14 protein-coding genes, 7 tRNA genes and 1 pseudogene are annotated in these 17,975 nt (G+C 34.1%); 20 read left to right on the top strand and 2 right to left on the bottom strand.

All coding sequences use genetic code 11. The features are described 5' to 3' along the window. Window positions 1-88: 88 nt before the first annotated feature. The 12 genes and pseudogenes from LQU93_RS07945 to rho all read left to right on the top strand — a co-directional run bounded on the left by LQU93_RS07945 (window position 89) and on the right by rho (window position 5,206). Complete coding sequence (locus LQU93_RS07945) at window positions 89-256, top strand: hypothetical protein (protein WP_229933348.1); 168 nt, start codon at window positions 89-91, stop codon at window positions 254-256. A 9-nt stretch (window positions 257-265) separates the two neighbouring features. Continuing rightward, window positions 266-988 (top strand): disulfide bond formation protein B, encoded by a 723-nt coding sequence (locus LQU93_RS07940; RefSeq protein ID WP_229933347.1) that lies wholly within the window; start codon window positions 266-268, stop codon window positions 986-988. A gap of 10 nt (window positions 989-998) precedes the next feature. Beyond that, the gene (locus LQU93_RS07935) at window positions 999-1,868 is read left to right on the top strand and encodes a hypothetical protein (protein WP_229933346.1); all 870 of its coding nucleotides are present in this window, start codon (window positions 999-1,001) and stop codon (window positions 1,866-1,868) included. A gap of 420 nt (window positions 1,869-2,288) precedes the next feature. After that, window positions 2,289-2,903, top strand: a pseudogene (locus LQU93_RS10050) (IS1595 family transposase); the annotation flags it as partial. 152 nt (window positions 2,904-3,055) lie between these two features. Beyond that, a tRNA-Lys gene (locus LQU93_RS07925) sits at window positions 3,056-3,131 on the top strand. Window positions 3,132-3,152: 21 nt separating this feature from the next. Continuing rightward, window positions 3,153-3,228, top strand: a tRNA-Val gene (locus tag LQU93_RS07920). Window positions 3,229-3,319: 91 nt separating this feature from the next. Further along, window positions 3,320-3,396: transfer RNA gene (locus tag LQU93_RS07915), tRNA-Asp, on the top strand. 9 nt (window positions 3,397-3,405) lie between these two features. Then, a tRNA-Lys gene (locus LQU93_RS07910) sits at window positions 3,406-3,481 on the top strand. Between the two features lie 15 nt (window positions 3,482-3,496). Further along, window positions 3,497-3,572 (top strand) — tRNA-Glu (locus LQU93_RS07905). Between the two features lie 11 nt (window positions 3,573-3,583). Beyond that, a tRNA-Val gene (locus LQU93_RS07900) sits at window positions 3,584-3,659 on the top strand. Between the two features lie 39 nt (window positions 3,660-3,698). Next, a tRNA-Asp gene (locus tag LQU93_RS07895) sits at window positions 3,699-3,775 on the top strand. A gap of 99 nt (window positions 3,776-3,874) precedes the next feature. Beyond that, on the top strand, window positions 3,875-5,206 hold the full coding sequence (gene rho, locus LQU93_RS07890) for a transcription termination factor Rho (protein ID WP_418884081.1): 1,332 nt from the start codon (window positions 3,875-3,877) through the stop codon (window positions 5,204-5,206). A 1,024-nt stretch (window positions 5,207-6,230) separates the two neighbouring features. On the opposite strand, the gene nth is transcribed toward rho, so the two are convergent. Continuing rightward, window positions 6,231-6,866 carry an endonuclease III gene (nth, locus tag LQU93_RS07885; protein WP_229933344.1) on the bottom strand — a complete coding sequence of 212 codons (636 nt, stop codon included), beginning with the start codon at window positions 6,864-6,866 and terminating at the stop codon, window positions 6,231-6,233. A 74-nt stretch (window positions 6,867-6,940) separates the two neighbouring features. On the opposite strand from nth, the gene LQU93_RS07880 reads away from it, so the two are divergent. From LQU93_RS07880 to LQU93_RS07845, 8 genes are all read left to right on the top strand, one after another. After that, window positions 6,941-7,765: a peptidylprolyl isomerase gene (locus tag LQU93_RS07880; RefSeq protein WP_229933343.1), complete on the top strand. Its 825-nt coding sequence runs from the start codon at window positions 6,941-6,943 to the stop codon at window positions 7,763-7,765. Window positions 7,766-7,776: 11 nt separating this feature from the next. Then, a complete protein-coding gene (gene fbaA / locus LQU93_RS07875; protein WP_229933342.1) occupies window positions 7,777-8,841 on the top strand; it encodes a class II fructose-bisphosphate aldolase in 1,065 nt (354 codons plus the stop codon). Between the two features lie 3 nt (window positions 8,842-8,844). Further along, on the top strand, window positions 8,845-10,176 hold the full coding sequence (locus LQU93_RS07870) for a MotA/TolQ/ExbB proton channel family protein (protein ID WP_229933341.1): 1,332 nt from the start codon (window positions 8,845-8,847) through the stop codon (window positions 10,174-10,176). Then, window positions 10,163-11,260 (top strand): OmpA family protein, encoded by a 1,098-nt coding sequence (locus tag LQU93_RS07865; protein WP_229933340.1) that lies wholly within the window; start codon window positions 10,163-10,165, stop codon window positions 11,258-11,260. Before LQU93_RS07870 ends, LQU93_RS07865 begins: the two co-directional genes overlap by 14 nt. Continuing rightward, on the top strand, window positions 11,257-12,093 hold the full coding sequence (locus LQU93_RS07860; RefSeq protein ID WP_229933339.1) for a 1-aminocyclopropane-1-carboxylate deaminase: 837 nt from the start codon (window positions 11,257-11,259) through the stop codon (window positions 12,091-12,093). Before LQU93_RS07865 ends, LQU93_RS07860 begins: the two co-directional genes overlap by 4 nt. Further along, complete coding sequence (gene hisD, locus LQU93_RS07855; protein WP_229933338.1) at window positions 12,090-13,382, top strand: histidinol dehydrogenase; 1,293 nt, start codon at window positions 12,090-12,092, stop codon at window positions 13,380-13,382. Before LQU93_RS07860 ends, hisD begins: the two co-directional genes overlap by 4 nt. Window positions 13,383-13,430: 48 nt before the next feature. After that, the gene (locus LQU93_RS07850) at window positions 13,431-14,195 is read left to right on the top strand and encodes a flagellin (protein ID WP_229933337.1); all 765 of its coding nucleotides are present in this window, start codon (window positions 13,431-13,433) and stop codon (window positions 14,193-14,195) included. 92 nt (window positions 14,196-14,287) lie between these two features. Then, entirely contained in the window at window positions 14,288-14,806 is a 519-nt protein-coding gene (locus LQU93_RS07845) for a DUF937 domain-containing protein (protein ID WP_229933336.1), read from the top strand. Between the two features lie 520 nt (window positions 14,807-15,326). Here the strand turns inward: LQU93_RS07845 and LQU93_RS07840 are convergent. Further along, complete coding sequence (locus tag LQU93_RS07840) at window positions 15,327-17,861, bottom strand: AsmA-like C-terminal region-containing protein (RefSeq protein WP_229933335.1); 2,535 nt, start codon at window positions 17,859-17,861, stop codon at window positions 15,327-15,329. Window positions 17,862-17,975: the final 114 nt, after the last annotated feature.

Below are 17,975 nucleotides of genomic sequence, written 5' to 3'. Positions count from 1 at the left end.
ATATATTTTTTAATATTTAATATAAATTTAAAAAATATAGTAGTATTCTTTCATTGATAAACAATCTCATTATGAAAGGATAACAAAAATGGAATTTCTAATGGTGGCGATGTTTTTTATCGCTGGTTTATTTTTATGGCTAAAGCCAGAAAAAAATGGCTTAGTTGTGGGCTTTGGCATGGCTGGGGTTGCTATACTTGTCATCATGATGGCATATGTAAATAAATTTACAGTTGTGCCTATGGGAAATTTTTAGGAGGCAAAGATGAGTGATGATAGAAAAATACCAGCCACTTGGGGCGATGATGAGCGTTATTTTTTCAACCTTTTTGCCTTAGCGGCACTTGCTTTGGTTGCGCTTCCGGTTGGTATAGCTGTAGTTGTGCTTGGTTTTGGCATGGGAGATAGTCCGTGCATTATGTGTTGGCATGAGCGATTTTGCATGGTTGCTATATCATTTTTTGCACTTTTGATTGTAAGATATGGCTTTAAGGCACGATATTTAGTGGCGATTATACTACTTTCTTGTCTTGGACTTTACGATGGTTTTACTCACTACAGTCTTGATGGGACTTATGGTGGATACCTTGATATAGGGCAGGGTTTTGGGTTAGAAATTTTAGGGGCTCACACTCAGTTTTGGGTTGTTGTAGTGCATTTTTGTGTATTTTTATTTTTGGGAGTTATACTGTTTTTAGGTAAAAATATTGGCTCGATAATGCACAAAAGTGAAAACGGCGAATACGGAGCTGTTTTACCAAGCTTTTTGGTAGGCAAAATCGCCATATTTGTATTTGTTTTAATTATGGCACTTAATCTAATTCAAGCATTTATCACAGCTGGACCGCCACCATATCTAGCTTCAGCGACGCCTTCACGCATGAGTGCTGATCCTAATAAATGGTTTTGGGAGTTAGACCACTGGGACGGATTTGAAGTGGATTTTAGAGAGAGCTGGAATCCAAATTTGCCATATTTGCCAGAGTAAAGGATGTAAAATGAGAAAAATTTTATCATTGATTTTTGGGATTGCTTTTGCATTTTGCTTTGAGCTGGATTTTAACAAAGGTGCTACAAATAATGTAAGCGTTTTGTCTGAAATTTCAAAATCTGAGCTTATGCTTGATACGACTTGGGCGGTTACTGGGGTTGATTATGAAGATGGTGAGTTTTTGTTTTCAACCAGATCGCTTGAGTTGTTTAAAACTGATAGCGAGTTTAAGCAAAAAGCTTATTTAAAAAGCACAAAAGATTGGATTATACAGATGGAAGATGGCGTAAGTTCGTGCTTTTACAATGGCTTGGTTGGCATAATGAGCTATAATAAAACATATGCTTTTTTTAAACATGTGCCAGGGCAAAGCGATAATGACGCAAATTTAGCATGGCGGTATTTGTATGCTGGATATGAGAATTTTACGCTTGATTTTAAAGATAGATATTATACGGTTAGGGCAAAACAGCAGTATATTTTGGGCTGGGATTATTCGAAATTTCATAATGAGTTTTTTATAGCTACCGTGCCTGATAATATCAAACAAAGCTGGAGTATAGCTAGTTTTAGTGATAGTGACAATATGCTTTCAAGCGAGTTTGTGCCAAGCTTTGATGAAGCTTTGGATATTAAAGCTGGGCGAGATATTAACGATTATTATATTACCGGCATTGATGCGAGTGATGAGTTTGTTTATCTGCTTTCTCGTCAATACTCAAGCATATTAAAACTAGACGTTAAAAGTAGAAAAATAGTTGAAGTCTTTGTTTTTTCAGGGGTTTCAGATGCGACTGGTATAGCTATAAAGGACGGAAATTTCTATATCACATCACGCGAAAACGGCAAAAATTTCATACACATTTTTGCTAGATAAAACCATAAATTAAAATCAGCTTTTATCCTTATTTTGGATTTGGATAAAAGCTTTTTGTTTTTATGTTTGATTAGAATACGAAATTTAGTATTTTTAATACAATGTAAGACAAGCATGAGACTTTGCAAAAATGATTAAGAAATTGCTTTAAATTTCTATTTTAAATTTAAAAATTTTAGCTCCAATACAAATCAAAAACCTTTAAAGTGGTTTTAACCATGATTATATCGATGAAAATAGGTATGTATTGCTTCAGAATTTCAGAGAAACAATTCGTGAAATTTTAAAGTGTTTTCTACTTCGCTTCGCTCGTAGCTTTCCAAGAACTACTTCGCTTCGCTCGTAGCTTTCCAAGAACTACTTCGCTTCGCTCGTAGCTTTCCAAGAACTACTTCGCTTCGCTCGTAGCTATAAAACCTTGATTTAAAAGCTGTAAAAATAGCTGAAATTTGTAATATTTATCGCAATTGTATAAACAAAAATTTCTCAAAATAAGAAATTTAATGCTTACAGAATGTAAAAAACAATGCAAACTGGGTTGAGAAATTTAAATAGATAAAAGCCACTTTAAAGCTAAAAGAGTGTGTGGCAAAAGAGATAAAGGAGCTGGTGGAAAACAACCAGTTTTGATATGACAAAAAGGTCTATACACAAATAGTTAAGAAATGCTCTGCTGATGAGCTATTGCTTATTTTAAGTGATTTTAGTAAGCTAGGAAAATCTACAATTTTAGTGATACTTGGAAAGCCTATGATGGTTTGGTAGATTATTTGTTTCACTTGCAACTGCAAGCAAACAGAGCTAAGGCTCATTATAGGGTAAAATTAATTTGCAAAAGACAAAAACCATATCAATGGCATTGAGAATTTCTGGGGTTATTATAAATATAGATTAAGTAAGTTTAAAAGTATAAAAAGAGAGAGTTTTCTTTTACATTTAAAGGAGTGTGGATTTAGATTTAACAACAAAGAAAATCTCTATCAAGTTTTACTAAAATTGATAAGAGGAAATTCTTTTAGATTGTTTTGGGGTTAAAAATTAAATATAAACATTAATATGTTCCAATTTATTTTTGTTTAAAAATTCAAGCATATTTTGATATTTATTTATAAAATTTATATTTTTTAAATAAAGTCTTGACAAATACATTTGTTTTTTGTATAATCGCAACTTCGTTTTTAAGTAATGTCTTGTTAGCTCAGCCGGTAGAGCATCTCACTTTTAATGAGGGGGCCGTTGGTTCGAATCCAACACAGGACACCATTTTACTTAGAATTAGCAAGTGGTCGCTTAGCTCAGTTGGTAGAGCGCCACCCTTACAAGGTGGATGTCACAAGTTCGAGTCTTGTAGCGACCACCATTTGTGCTAATTTGTAAAATTTTGGCGATTAGCTGCCATTAAGTGCTTATTTTTTGTGTGTTAAGGCACCAAAAGAGCTTAAATTTTAGGTGCAGCGGTAGTTCAGTTGGTTAGAATGCCGCCCTGTCACGGCGGAGGTCGCGGGTTCGAGCCCCGTCCGCTGCGCCACTTAGTTTTGTCTTGTTAGCTCAGCCGGTAGAGCATCTCACTTTTAATGAGGGGGCCGTTGGTTCGAATCCAACACAGGACACCACTTTTTTGGGTTTATGACCCTTTCGTCTAGTGGCTCAGGACTCTACTTTCTCAGTGTAGAAACAGAGGTTCAAATCCTCTAAGGGTCGCCATATCTTATTTTGGTCGCTTAGCTCAGTTGGTAGAGCGCCACCCTTACAAGGTGGATGTCACAAGTTCGAGTCTTGTAGCGACCACCATACTTAGGCAGTTTGTTTAAGTGCTTACTTATTTTAGGTGCAGCGGTAGTTCAGTTGGTTAGAATGCCGCCCTGTCACGGCGGAGGTCGCGGGTTCGAGCCCCGTCCGCTGCGCCACTTTCAGATTTTTTCAAAATTTTAATCAGTTTTAATTTTTTGATTATCTTTTTTACTTTAATATCAAAAAGAGGCTTCATGCAAGACAATAACAGTGAAATCAAAGAAAATAATCAAACCGAAACTCAAAATTCCAAAAAACGCCAAACAAATCAAACTCGCACTCATATCCCAGTAGATGGGCATAAAATAGAAGAGCTTAGAACGCTAGATTTAGAAAATTTAGTTCAAATCGCAACCACAGTAGGCGTGGAAAATCCACGTGAGTTTCGCCGTCAGGATTTGATATTTGAAATTTTAAAGACGCAGACGAAACAGGGTGGATTTATACTATTTACGGGAATTTTAGAGATTACAAATGAAGGCTATGGCTTTTTACGCTCAGTTGATGCAAACTTAAGCGATAGCTCAAACGATTCTTACGTCTCAAATTCGCAAATCCGTAAATTTGCTCTTCGTGTTGGTGATATAGTCACAGGTCAAGTACGAGAACCAAAAGATCAAGAAAAATACTATGCACTTTTAAAAATAGAAGCAGTCAATTACATGCCGCTTGCAGAGGCAAAAGAGAGGCCACTTTTTGATAACCTAACGCCACTTTTTCCAACTCAAAAGATACATTTAGAGTATGACGCGATGAAGCTAACTGGGCGTGTGCTTGATTTATTTACGCCTATTGGTAAGGGGCAGCGTGGGCTTATCGTCGCTCCTCCAAGAAGCGGAAAGACCGAGCTTATGAAAGAGCTAGCTCACGGTATCGCTAAAAATCACCCAGAGGCACATTTGATGGTGCTTTTAGTCGATGAAAGACCAGAAGAGGTAACTGATATGCAAAGAAGCGTCAAGGGCGAGGTCTTTAGTTCGACTTTTGATCTTCCAGCACTTAATCACGTAAGGGTTGCCGAGCTAGTCATCGAGAAGGCAAAACGCCTTGTTGAAATGGGCAAGGATGTCATCATCTTGCTTGATAGTATCACGCGTCTTGCAAGGGCGTATAACACCGTAACTCCGCCAAGTGGCAAGGTGCTAACTGGCGGCGTTGATGCAAACGCACTTCACAAGCCAAAACGCTTCTTTGGAGCAGCTAGAAACATCGAGCATGGCGGAAGCCTAACGATAATCGCAACCGCGTTAATCGACACTGGCTCTAGGATGGACGAGGTAATATTTGAAGAGTTTAAGGGCACTGGAAATAGTGAAGTCGTGCTTGATAGAAATATCTCAGATCGTAGAATTTATCCAGCTATTAGCGTTTTAAAATCAGGCACAAGAAAAGAAGAGCTGCTTCAAAAGCCTGATGAGTTACAAAAAATTTGGGCGATTCGCACAGCGATTGCGTCAATGGAAGATGTCGAAGCACTTAAGTTTTTATACGCTAAAATGCTAAAAACAAAAGATAATGCAGAGCTCTTATCTATCTTAAATGAATAAAAACTAAAATTTATATTAATATTAGCTTAAAATACGCAGTTTTAAATAATGGCATATTTTAAGCTATTTTGTCACAACTAAAACTTTAAATTTATTCTTAATAATAAATAAAATAAATCTATTTACTTGATTACCTATTATCAAAGATGCTTTTTATTTTTAACTTGAAAAATTTATGATTTGTTTATAAATGTTTTGATTATTTTGTGATGAAATTTTTAAGATATTTGCAGATGTGATTATGGATATATTTTAGTAAAAATTTTAATCTTTTTGTAAAATGTAAGTTTTGGCAAATCAATATTGTCTATAAAGATACTAAGAAAGTAGAATTTGTTAAAATTGATAAGGGTTTTTAAATAGCAAATTTAAAATATTAAATTTATATTATTTTTTGCTTAAATATTTTTATTTTCAGCAAAATTAAGCATGATTTTGCCTGATATATTATCTTGTTGCTTGTAAATTTTATTGTTGATTTTAAATTTTGCTTCACTTATAGCTTTTAAAAAATACTTTATTAACCATGATGTTACAGTCAAACAAAATAAATAAAATTTCATTTCTAAATTTATACATTTTAAATAATTAAAATACGAACAAATTTGTTGTTTAAGAAATTAAAAAACAAAATTTAAAGCGTTAAATAAACATACTTTTGCTTGGCTTTGGCTACTACCTTCGCTCTTTGGGTTTGGGAATTTTAAACAAACGCAACTCTTGCAAGACGATGTTTTAAAATTTCTAAAGTCCAAAGAGCGATTAAGACATATTGTAAAGTAAAATAGTGTAGAGTATGGCACTTTTGGTATTGTCAAGTAGTTTTTAAAATATTAAATTTATCCAAAAGTAGTTTAAGTTATTTATAAATAATTTATTTTTTATTAATGCTTTGTAAAAATTGACAAATCATAAAATCTTTATTGTTTAGCGATAGCATTAAAGAATTTTTATAGAGGCTTTGCTAAGGTATTTTTGTTTGCTATCAAATTGCTTTAAATTTTGCAGTAATTTATATTGTTTGTTAAATTGCTACTTTATCTTTGCTTTTGCACAAATCAAACAAAAAGCACTCTTTGCACTGTGGTTTTAATGCTTTGCATGTATATCTTCCAAAAAGAACCATTGCTTGGTGAAGCTTGCCAAGATCCGTTTTAAACGTCTTTACTAGATCTTTTTCGGTTGCTTCTGGAGTGCTAGCACTACTTAATCCAAGTCTGTGAGAAACCCTAAATACATGCGTATCTACCGCCATTACGTTTGCACCAGTTGCTTCAAGCAGCACTACGTTAGCTGTTTTTACTCCAACGCCAGCCAAGGCTACAAGTTTATCTTTTTGTAGTGGAATTTCTCCGCCATGTTCGCTTACTACAGCTTTTGCCATTTTGATTAAATTTTGTGCTTTGTTGTTAAAAAAAGAGCACGAGTTTATTAGTGTTTTTATAGTGCTTAGGTTTGCTGTTGCTAGTTTATGTGCGTTTGGATATGCTTTAAATAGCTCAGGAGTTATTAAATTTACACGCTTATCAGTGCATTGAGCTGAGAGCATTACGCACACTATTAGTTCAAAATTATCACGCCATACCAGCTCACTTTTGGCATTTTTGTAGTTTTGTAAAAATCTTGATTTTATCGTTGCAATTTTATCTTTTTTTGTCATTTTGCGATTTTAGCAAAAATTTTATAAAGTTAATGTATAATTTGCATTTTTACATTAAAATTTTAAGGATTATTATGAATAAAATTCTATTTTCTACACTTGTTAGTGCTGTGGCTGCTATTAGTCTAAATGCTGCTGTTGTAGCGACTGTTGATGGACAAAACATCACAGATGAAGATTTGCAGATATTCTTGGCTCAGGCTATGCCAGGACAGCATGTTGATATTGCTCAGATGAGTGATGAGCTAAAAAAGCGTCTAATTGATGATGTTGTAGGTAGAAAGCTACTTTTAAAAGAGGCTCGTTCTACTGGTATAGAAAAAGATCCAGAGTTTTCAAAAGCATTAAATTTAGCTAAAGATAACATTGCTGGTGAGCTTTACTTTAAAAAGATTTTTGATACTATCAAAGTGAGTGAAGCTGAGATTAAAGGCTTTTATGATGAAAATAAAGATAGGTTTAATCAGCCAGCAAGTGTTCGTGCTAGACATATATTAGTTGAAAACGAGGCTGATGCTAAAAGCATTATAAACGAATTAAAAAATTTAAAAGGTGATGCTTTAACTAAAAAATTTGCTGAAATCGCCGCTGCTAAATCAATAGATCAAGGTTCTGCACAGCAAGGTGGAGAGCTAGGTTGGTTTGGACAAAGCCAAATGGTTAAGCCATTTGCTGATGCTGCATTTGCAATGAAAAAAGGCGAAGTTTCAAAAACTCCTGTTAAGTCAAATTTTGGTTATCACATAATACTAAAAGAGGATTTAAAAGCTGCAGGTTTAGTGCCACTAAATGAAGTAAAACCTCAGGTTGAAAACACAATAAAAATGCAAAAATTCCAAGAAGTAATCCAGAAAAAAACTCAAAGCTTACGCACAAAAGCGAAAGTAGAGTATAAGTAAAAGGAGAGATTATGGGTGTTTTGGACGTAGTAAAAGCTGGAGTATTAAGCGGTGATGATGTTAGCAAACTATACACTTATGCAAAAGAGAATGGGTTTGCGATACCTGCTGTAAATGTTGTAGGGAGTGATTCAATAAACGCGGTGCTAGAAGCAGCAAAGATTGCCAAATCACCCGTAATAGTGCAATTTAGCAATGGTGGAGCGGCATTTTATGCTGGTAAATCGTGTGAAAAAGGCGATGTGCTGGGCGCTATTGCTGGTGCAAAACACGTTCATTTACTAGCTAAAGCTTACGGTGTGCCGGTTATACTTCACACAGATCATGCTGCTAGAAAATTATTACCGTGGATTGATGAGTTAATAGCTGCTTCAGCTGAGTATAAAAAGACTCACGGTGTTGCTTTGTTTAGCTCTCATATGCTTGATTTAAGCGAGGAGAGCTTAGAGCAAAATATCTCTACTTGTGAGATGTATTTGGCTAGGATGAGTGAGCTTGGTATAAGCCTTGAGATTGAGCTTGGAGTGACTGGTGGGGAGGAAGATGGCGTGGATAATACAAATGTTGATAATGCCTTGCTTTACACTCAGCCAGAAGATGTAGCTCTTGCTTATGAAAGACTTAGTAAGATTAGTGATAAATTTAGCATAGCAGCCTCATTTGGCAACGTTCATGGTGTTTATAAGCCAGGCAATGTCGTGCTAAGACCTGAAATTTTGAAAAATTCGCAAGAATTTGTTGCTAAGAAATTTAACACAAAAAGCAATAAACCTGTAAATTTTGTATTTCACGGTGGAAGTGGAAGTGAGCTTAGCGATATTAAGGATGCTGTTAGCTATGGCGTAATTAAGATGAACATTGATACCGATACTCAGTGGGCATTTTGGGATGGTGTGCGTGAGTATGAGGCTAAAAATAGGGCATATTTACAAGCACAAATTGGAAATCCACAAGGCGATGATAAGCCAAATAAAAAATACTACGATCCACGCAAATGGCTAAGAGCTGGCGAAGAGAGTATGGTTAAGCGCTTACAAATAGCCTTTTCTGATTTAAATTGCTTAAATAGGAATTAATAAATGGCGATTAAGAGCGACTATAGCGATTTAGCCCTGACAAAAGAGCAGGGCGATCGCTCATTTTGTTTTTTGACTTATCTTAAAATCATTTTTTTACCAGCTTTGGTGTTTATTTTTGTTTTGCTTGGCTATTTTGATGTTGTAAAATTTAAAATTGAACTTTATAGTGTAGTAATACTAGCTTTTTTGATATTTGTATCTATGTTTTTTGCACTGCATAGTGCCGAGCTTGGATATCATAAATTACTAAATAAAATTGATGATTTTAAGACAGGATTAAAAGATTATATAGTATCAAGTTTGCTTGAAATTTCAGGTATTAAAAAATCAAATTCTAACTTTGATGAGTTTTTGGATAATTATACAAAAGATTTAAGAAATGAAAATTTAGCAAGTATTGGTGCTGGTGTATTTGCTATGCTTGGAATTTTAGGGACATTTTTAAGCATTGCTCTAACAATGCCTAGCTTTAACTCAAGTGATACTGTTGGTGTTGAAAGAGAGATTGGTGCTTTATTAAACGCAGTAGCAACGGCATTTTATGTGTCAATTTATGGTATATTTTTGGCACTTTGGTGGATGTTTTTTGAAAAAATTGGTATAGGTAAATTTCAAAAATTTGCAAGAGAGCAAAGAGCGTTAAGTCGTGAATTTTTTTGGCAAAAAGATGAGCTAGAGCAGCGTTTCATGAGTGTGACATCACAGCACTTTGATGACATTAGAAGTGTATTTGCCAGAATTAGCAATGAAGAGTTTTTTAAAAATCTTGATAATGTTATTGGCACTAAGTTTAAATCATACGAGGATTTACAAGCATTAGAGCAAAGATTAATTGGTGAAGCACAAATTAAGATAGATCAAAATGTTAGGTTGTTAAATAAGGCTGGTGTGAAACAAGATGAGTTTGTAAAGGTTCATACTGAAATTTTACGTGCAACAATAGACCTAAATGCTTCACTTAAAGAAACACAGCGACTATTTTCAACTGAATATAACCGCTTAAACGAGCTAATGAGCGATAGGGTTAGTGATTTTGAAAAGAGCGTGAATAGATTTGATTTAAATTTAAAATCTCTTGATTTAAGTCTTAAAAATTTCGCAACAAAGATGATGCAAGAACAAGACAGATCGATGCAGGCTTTTAAAGATAGTTTGATTGAGGGCGTGAGTGCGTTTAAAAATGCTTATACTGACGAAGCACCAAGCAGAATTGATGTCGAAAGAGAAATAATGTTAAATGATTTACGCAAAAATTCCAATGAATTAGATGGTGAGATAGAGCGTGTCATTGGTAATATTCAAAATACAAAACCGAGCAATGAAGATAAATAACAAACAAAACTTGCAAGTTTTTTGGATATCGTATGCTAATTTGATGGCTGGATTGCTGTTTGTTTTTATACTTATTTTGGGTGGCGTGATTGCAAAGTATGTATTAACGCAGGATGTTATTGTAAATAAACAACAAAGTGTAATTAGAGCGCTAGATAGCTTAAGAGATGAAAAAGGTAATGAGTTGAGCGATGAAAGGCTGATTAAGGTCTTAAAAGATGAGATTGTAAAACTAAGCTTTAAAAACTCTGAGCTACAAAATAAAAATAGCACTTATATAACTATGTTAAATGACTTAGAGAATAAGACAAGTGAGCTTGCAAAAGCACGTAATAAACAAAGCTCAACCATTAGTGATATAAATGATAAAAATGAGTTATTGCAAAATAAAATAGATGAATTAAGTGCCAAAATTTCTGCTTTAAACGCAAAAAATAATGCATTAAGTTTAGATAGTGAGAAATTTAAGGACGAAAATTCAAAAAATTTAGAAAAAATTACATTTTTGCTAGATGAGATAAATGCAAAACAAACAAAGTTTGATACTCTTTTAAGTGATATTAACTCCACCAAGATTTATGTAAAACAGATAAGTGGTCTGCATGAAAAGATTATAAATTCTTTAAGACAAGTCTTTGGTGATGAGATTGATTTAAAAACTGGTGTTTTAACGCTTCGTTCGGCTGATTTTTTTGATAAAAATAAAACTGAGCTTAAGAGTGAGTCTAAAGATAAACTAAAAGAGATATTAACAAAGTATTTTGGAGTGCTTTTATCTGATGAAGAGATAAGTAAAAATATCGAACAAATTATGATTGAAGGCTTTACTGATAGTGATGGAAGCTATGGTTACAATTTAGAGCTATCTCAGCGTAGAGCGTATGAAATAATGCGTTTTATAAACTCGTATAGTGATGATGGTCGTCTTGATAGATTACTTGTTTCAAGTGGGCGAAGTTATAATAATTTGGTGCTAAAAGATGGTGCTGAGGATAAAGATGCTTCAAGAAGAATTGAGATAAAGTTTTTTATTACAAACAAAAAAGCCTTAGAGCAAGTTGCTAAAATTTTAGAAGCAAAATGATACGGTTAGTAGAGTTTAGGGATATAAAATTTTACATACTAAGAGATGATTTGCTTGGCGAGTTTAATGGAAATAAGGCTAGAAAATTAGAGTATTTTTTGGATCTAGATTTAAAAACCGATATCGTTTCTCACGGCTCATCTCAATCAAATGCGATGTATTCGCTTAGTGTTTTTGCTAAGATAAAGGGTGTAAAATTTCACTATTTTGTCTCGCACTTAAATGAAAATTTACGTCAAAATCCAATAGGAAATTTCGGTTTTGCTTTACAAAATGGTATGATTTTACACATAGATAGTGAGCGTGAAAGTGCAGCAAAAGCATACGCAAAAACAAATAATATGCTTTTTATCAACGAAGGTGTTGCGATGGTGCAAGCACAGCATGGCTTTAAAGCTCAGGCTAAAGTTATAAGCGAATATGCAAAATTACACTCAAAAATTTTTGATATATTTTTACCTAGTGGCACTGGAACAAGTGCTGCTTATTTATCTAAATATAGTGAGTTTGATGTATATACTTGTCCTTGCGTTGGTGATAGTGAGTATTTAAGGATGCAAATTCATGCACTCGAGCCAAATTCAGATGTTAAAGTTTTACAACCGCCAAAAAAATATCATTTTGGGGATTTAAAACCAGAGTTGGTTAAAATTTGGCAAGAGCTAAGGGATGAAACCGGCATTGAGTTTGAGCTTATATATGATCCAGTTGGTTTTATTACGCTTTTGGCAAATTTTAAAAATTTTAAAAATGATATTTTATATATACATCAGGGTGGAGTTTTAGGCAATATTAGTCAGTTGCAGCGATACAAATATAAAGGAATGATATGAAAATTTTAAATACAAAAGATGAAAATTTTAAGACTGAGTTTGATAAGTTGGTTCATAGAAGTGATATGGACATGAGTGCTGTAACGCCGGTGGTTTTAAATATCATAAATGAGGTAAAATCTGGCAAAGACGATATGCTTTTGGCTCAAGTTGCTAGATTTGATAAATGGACTCCAAGGCACATAGATGATCTTAAAATAAGCATAAATGATATGAAAAAAGCGTATGAAAGCCTTAATGATGAGCTTAAAAATGCACTAAATTTAGCCTATGACCGCATAAAAGCGTATCATGCCTTAAAAGTGCCACAAACTTGGACACAAAAAGATGAGCTTGGAAATGTACTTGGTGCAAAATACACGCCTGTTGATCGTGCTGGATTATATATACCAGGCGGCAAGGCTGCATATCCTAGTTCGCTTTTGATGAACGCTATACCGGCGTTAGTGGCTGGAGTTGGCGAGATAGTTGTATGCACTCCAGCTATTGGTGGGGTGGTAAATGAGCTGTTGTTAGCAGCAATGCATCTTTGCGATATAAAAACAGCTTATAAACTAGGCGGTGCATCGGCTGTTGCAGCGATGGCGTATGGCACACAAAGCATACAAAAAGTAGATGTTATCACTGGTCCTGGCAATATCTATGTGGCAACTGCCAAAAAGTTAGTTTTTGGTGATGTAAATATCGATATGATAGCTGGTCCTAGTGAGATAGGCGTGATAGCTGATGATAGTGCAAATGCACGTCACATAGCTGTTGATTTGCTCTCACAAGCAGAGCATGATGAGTTGGCGTCAAGTTATTTGATAACCCCAAGTGAAAATTTTGCAAACGAGGTGCAAAAGCATATACAAAGTGAGCTTAAAACGCTTGAGCGTGAGACGATTGCAAGAAAAAGTATAGATGATAAGGCGGCGATAGTTGTTTGCAAAAATATGAATGAGTGTGTAAATTTAATGAATGAATTAGCGGTTGAACATTTAGAAATAGCTGTCGATGATGCACATAAATATTTAGACGATATACGTCATGCTGGAGCCGTTTTTTTAGGGCATTTTACGCCTGAAGCTATGGGTGATTATTTGGCTGGTCCAAATCACACGTTGCCAACTGGCGGTAGTGCTAGATTTTATTCTCCTTTGGGGGTTGAAAATTTTATGAAAAAAAGCTCTATTATCTCAATGAATGAGAGTGGATTTTTAGGTGTAGCAAAAGAGTGTATAGCACTTGCAAAGGCAGAGGGTTTAACTGCTCATGCTAGAAGTGTAGAGGTTAGAATTAAAGCTTAAATTTATATAAAAAAAGGTAATATAAGGCAAAATTTAAAGGGGTTTAAAATGAAAGTAAATGCCACAAACTCTAATCAGTATCTAAACAATGCAAATCAAGCAAAAACAGCTGGTGAAAAAGCCCTATCAAATATCGCTGCTACACGTGCATTAAGTGGAGTAGATGGTGCTGATATGATTATCGCTGATAGTTTGCTAAGCCAATCAAATGTCTTAAATCAGGGCATAGCAAATGCAAATGATGCGATAGGTATGCTAAATATAGCTGATAGCACATTATCAAATTTAACACAAAGTGCTGATAGATTAAATGAGTTATCTGTTCGTGCGAATAACCCCGCATTAAGTGATCGAGAGCAGGTTATGTTACGAAATGAAGCACAGGCTTTAACTGATAGCATGAATCAAAGTGTTGCAAATGCTAGTTTTAATGGTAAAAATGTTTTTGGTGGCAATATGGAGTTTTACACTGGTAGCTCAAGCCAAAATATAAATTTAGATCAAAATAGCATAACTGGTGCGATAAGCTCACTTGATATTAACTCTCAGCAAAGCATTCAAGATTTTATGAGTAGTATAAATTCTATGAGAGCTGATATAGGTGCTTCGCAAAATGCTTTAGTTGAAAATATCACAAATTCTTTAACTCAAAGTGTTGCTTTGCGTCAAGCTGAAAGTGGCATGAGAAATGATGATGTAGCTGTAAATATGGCTGATAAAAATCAAGCCGATATGAATTTAAACGCAGCTATTTTAGCACAATCTCACAATGTAAATAATCTAAAATTACAACTAGATAGACTGCTAGCATAATTTTCAATCAAGGCACATTTTTGTGCTTTGATTTATACTTTTTGAATAAATTTTTTATTTAGTGTTGTTAAATTTAACGATAAGGTGAAACAATGGATATATTAAATTTGCTCTTAAAATCTGGTTTAGGAGATAATACGATAAATCAGATGGCTCAAAAAAGTGGCTTAAGTAGCGATGATGTAAGCAGTGTGATTTCAAAAATTGCTCCTATTTTTATGCAAAAAGCCAATGAAAATTTTAAATCTGATGCTGATTCTAGCGGTTTAATTGATATCATAACTCATACAAATTTACAAAATAATGAGCTTGATGTTAAGAGGGGCAATGAGTTGCTTGGGTTTTTAACCGGTTCAAAGGATAATAGTAGAGCTTTAGCAAATGAGGTTGGCTCATCTTTAGGGCTTGATGCAAATGCTATAAAATCACTACTTCCCATGATAGCACCGCTTGTTGCTGGATTATTAAACAGACAAGTTAGCTCATCTTCCGCTTCAAACAGCAACGATTTAATGTCTGTCATGATAAGTTTTTTAGATAAAAACAAAGACGGCTCTATAATAGATGATGTTTTAAAAATAGCTGGAAATTTTTTCACAAAGAGATCTTAGTGTTTTAATAACAACTTTGTAAAATAGAGTTGTTATTTGTTTGAGTTTATTTTAAATTTATTTTTTCTAGTAGTTGTTTAAACACCATTTAATAATTCTTTTAAGCAGATCGAATGAGTGTTGTAGGGTATTAAATTTACACTTTTTAGCTTTATTTGCTCTCTGCTTTGTAAGAAAGATGAAATTTAAATTTGTCTTGTAAATTAAATTTAGCTAACCTAATAGTATTTAATATTTATGTGATGTAATTTTGTCGTTTAGCTAACATATATAAGTGTATTTACAGGGGCAATTTGCAATGTTGTATTTATGAACTAGATAATACAAGTTATCTATCAATATTTTATTGCCTTTAGTTGTTTTAAGTAACTAGTTAGTAATTTGTTTATCAAATAAGTTGGCATAAATTTTAGTATCTTTTTAAATATGTCAAAATTTATGCCTATAAGTATAGCAGTCTTACAATCAAATTGCAATTTTTAAAAGCTTAATATCTTGTATTTGTTTAATCAATTTTTTGTTAAAACAGTCCTTTTATAAGCCCTTTAATGCTATCTTTTGTCGAGTCATCATTTTTTAATTTTTTATCTAAAAATTTGTCTATTTGGTTTGAAATTTTATCTTTTAAATAATCAGAGCTTACATTGTATTTTGGCTCTTTTGTAGTGCCTGTGATATCTATACTAACGTCTGTTTTTTCATATTTTAGCCTAAGTGGTATATTTATAGCATCACTTAGTGTGTTTAAAGTGCCATTTTTTGCATTAATATCGCTTCTTGTTGCCTTCATCGACATGTCAAATTTAATGATATTTTTGTTTATATCGCCCTTTACATAGCCATTTTTATACACTTCGCTTGTAATATCTCGTGTTGTTAGCGTTTGAAATAGCCTTGTAAAATTGTTTGCTATTAGTTTGCCTTTGTTTATATCGATGTTAAACTCGCCTTTTTGTGTTGCTAAATTTTGCGTGAGTTTTAGATCGCCAATACCTTGATAAAACGCCTCTTTGCCCAATAACTCACTTAATCTAGCAAAGCTAAATTTATTAATGTTTGCGTTTAGCACATCATTTTTTAGCGTAGCATCTAGCACTCCACCAGCCAAATCTTTTGAGCTAAGTTTTGCACTTAACGCATCGCCATTTTTACTAATGTTTGCATTTAGCAAAAGCTTGCCATAAAGTGGAGTTTTGGTGATAAACGCAAGTTTGTTAAGATCGGCTATGTCAGCATCCAAACTAGCCTTTGTATTTGCCGTGTTTATATCATACTCACCTTTGATGTTTTTTAGCTCTAAAAGTGAGCTTGTAAAAAATGAGCTAAAACTAGCCACGCTTTTTGCGATATTTACATCTGTTTTTGAGTTAAATTTAACATTTTTTGGAAAGCTAGCTTCTAGCATTTTACTCATCTCATCAGCGTAAAACTCGCCGTTTTGCACATTTAAATCAGCCTTGCCGTTTAGGTTTTTCATATCAAGCGAGTTTAGGTTTGCATTTAGATTTATCACGCCATTTGCCAGCGGCTTTTGACCAGCGAGTAAAAACAGATCTTTTATGGTTGAGTTATTTAGCGTAAGAGCTAAATTTTGCCCTTTTAAACTCGCCTTTATATCGCCACCAAGTGCTTTGCCATCGATATTTAGCGTATCAAGAGTGTTGTTTTTTAAGCTAAGATCTCCCTTAAGTCCCATTGCACCGCTTAGCTTTGCACCGACTAGGCTTTCAAACTTTGCTAGATCGCTTACGTCTATATTAAAATTTGCCTTTGCGTCCTTTTTATCAAGGTTATACTCGCCATTTAGATTTTTTAAATTTAGCAGTGAGCTTAGTAGATTTGCGTCAAAATTTGCCACCGAATTTTTTACATTAGCATTTGCGTCAAGCTCTAAATTTACGCCATTTGGCATATTTATCCCAAGCTCTTTAAAGCCGTTTTGATTTAGTTTGCCGCCGCTTGTTTTAAGCGAAATTTCACCAAGCATATTTTTACTATCGTTTAGGTTTTTAATGTTTGCTTTGCCGTTTATCTCAGCACTCGCAACGACAGGTTGCAAGAGCAGTTTTAGCACTTCATCAAGCTTGATTTTTGCGATATTTGCAATGAGTGAGTTGTTTTTATACTGTGCATTTACTGCACCACCAAGTCCGTTTAAGTTTAGCGTCGCATCTTTTACTTCACTACCTATTAAATTTACAAACCCATTGGCATCTAGTGAGCCTGAAAGTTTTTGTTTGATGATAGGCTCAAGCTTTGCAAGGTTAGGCACTTGCACGTTAAAATCACTTGTTAGCTCGTCGGTGCTTAGATCGTAGGTGGTTTCGTTTGCGTTTGCGTTTGCGACGGGAGTTAAAAGCTGGGTTTTTGCACTGATTTTACCAGCGTTTATGTCGGCACTGCTTACGGCTTTTATGGTGAAATTTGAAGGCAGGGTGATGTTAAAATCGTTTTGAATGATTTTGTTGTTTGCCAAGGCATTTAGCGTGATGGTTGCCATGCCTTGCGGTTTTTTGTCATTTTCTTTTAAATTTGTGCTAATGTCTAGTGTGCCAGTGGCGAAGTTTGGCTGTTTTGTCACGGCTAAAAGCTCAGCTATATTTAGCTCTTTGGCGTTTAGCACGAGAGTAAGCGGTGCGTAATCTTTGATGTTGGCAAGAAAATTTATATTTGAGCCAAATGCCTTGCCAGCACCGTTTATGTCAAAATCGCTTATTTTGCCCTTTGTTTTGCCACGCAATGATATGGGTGTATTTAGCTTTATCTCGGCTAAACCTAAGGCGTTTATGTCATAGTCTAAATTAAAACTTTGCTTTAAAATCGAAAAATTTCCATCTACATTTACACTTATGCTATCATCTATATTTGCAGCTAAGTTTAGTTTGTTTATACTTAGATTAAATGCTCTAAATTTTAGCTCGTATCCAGTTTTTTGCAATACCGCTGTTTCTATCTTTTTTGCAATTAGATTATTTCCAAAATCACTAAATACTAGCCCAAAAGCACCACCGATGAGCAAAACTATACATATTATAATGTAAGTTAAAATTTTCATTTTCATTCCTTTCTGATAAGACAAATATCATTAAACTTTAGTCTAATACACTAAAGTTTATTAATTTTAAGCTTAAAATTATTGACAAAATTTTAAAAAAATGCTAGTATTTCA

It is taken from the genome of Campylobacter majalis, assembly GCF_905120465.1.
GTDB classification, from domain to species: Bacteria; Campylobacterota; Campylobacteria; order Campylobacterales; family Campylobacteraceae; genus Campylobacter_A; species Campylobacter_A majalis.
The sequence above is the reverse complement of the archived record's forward strand: the minus strand, read 5'-3'. Positions and strand labels throughout refer to the sequence as shown.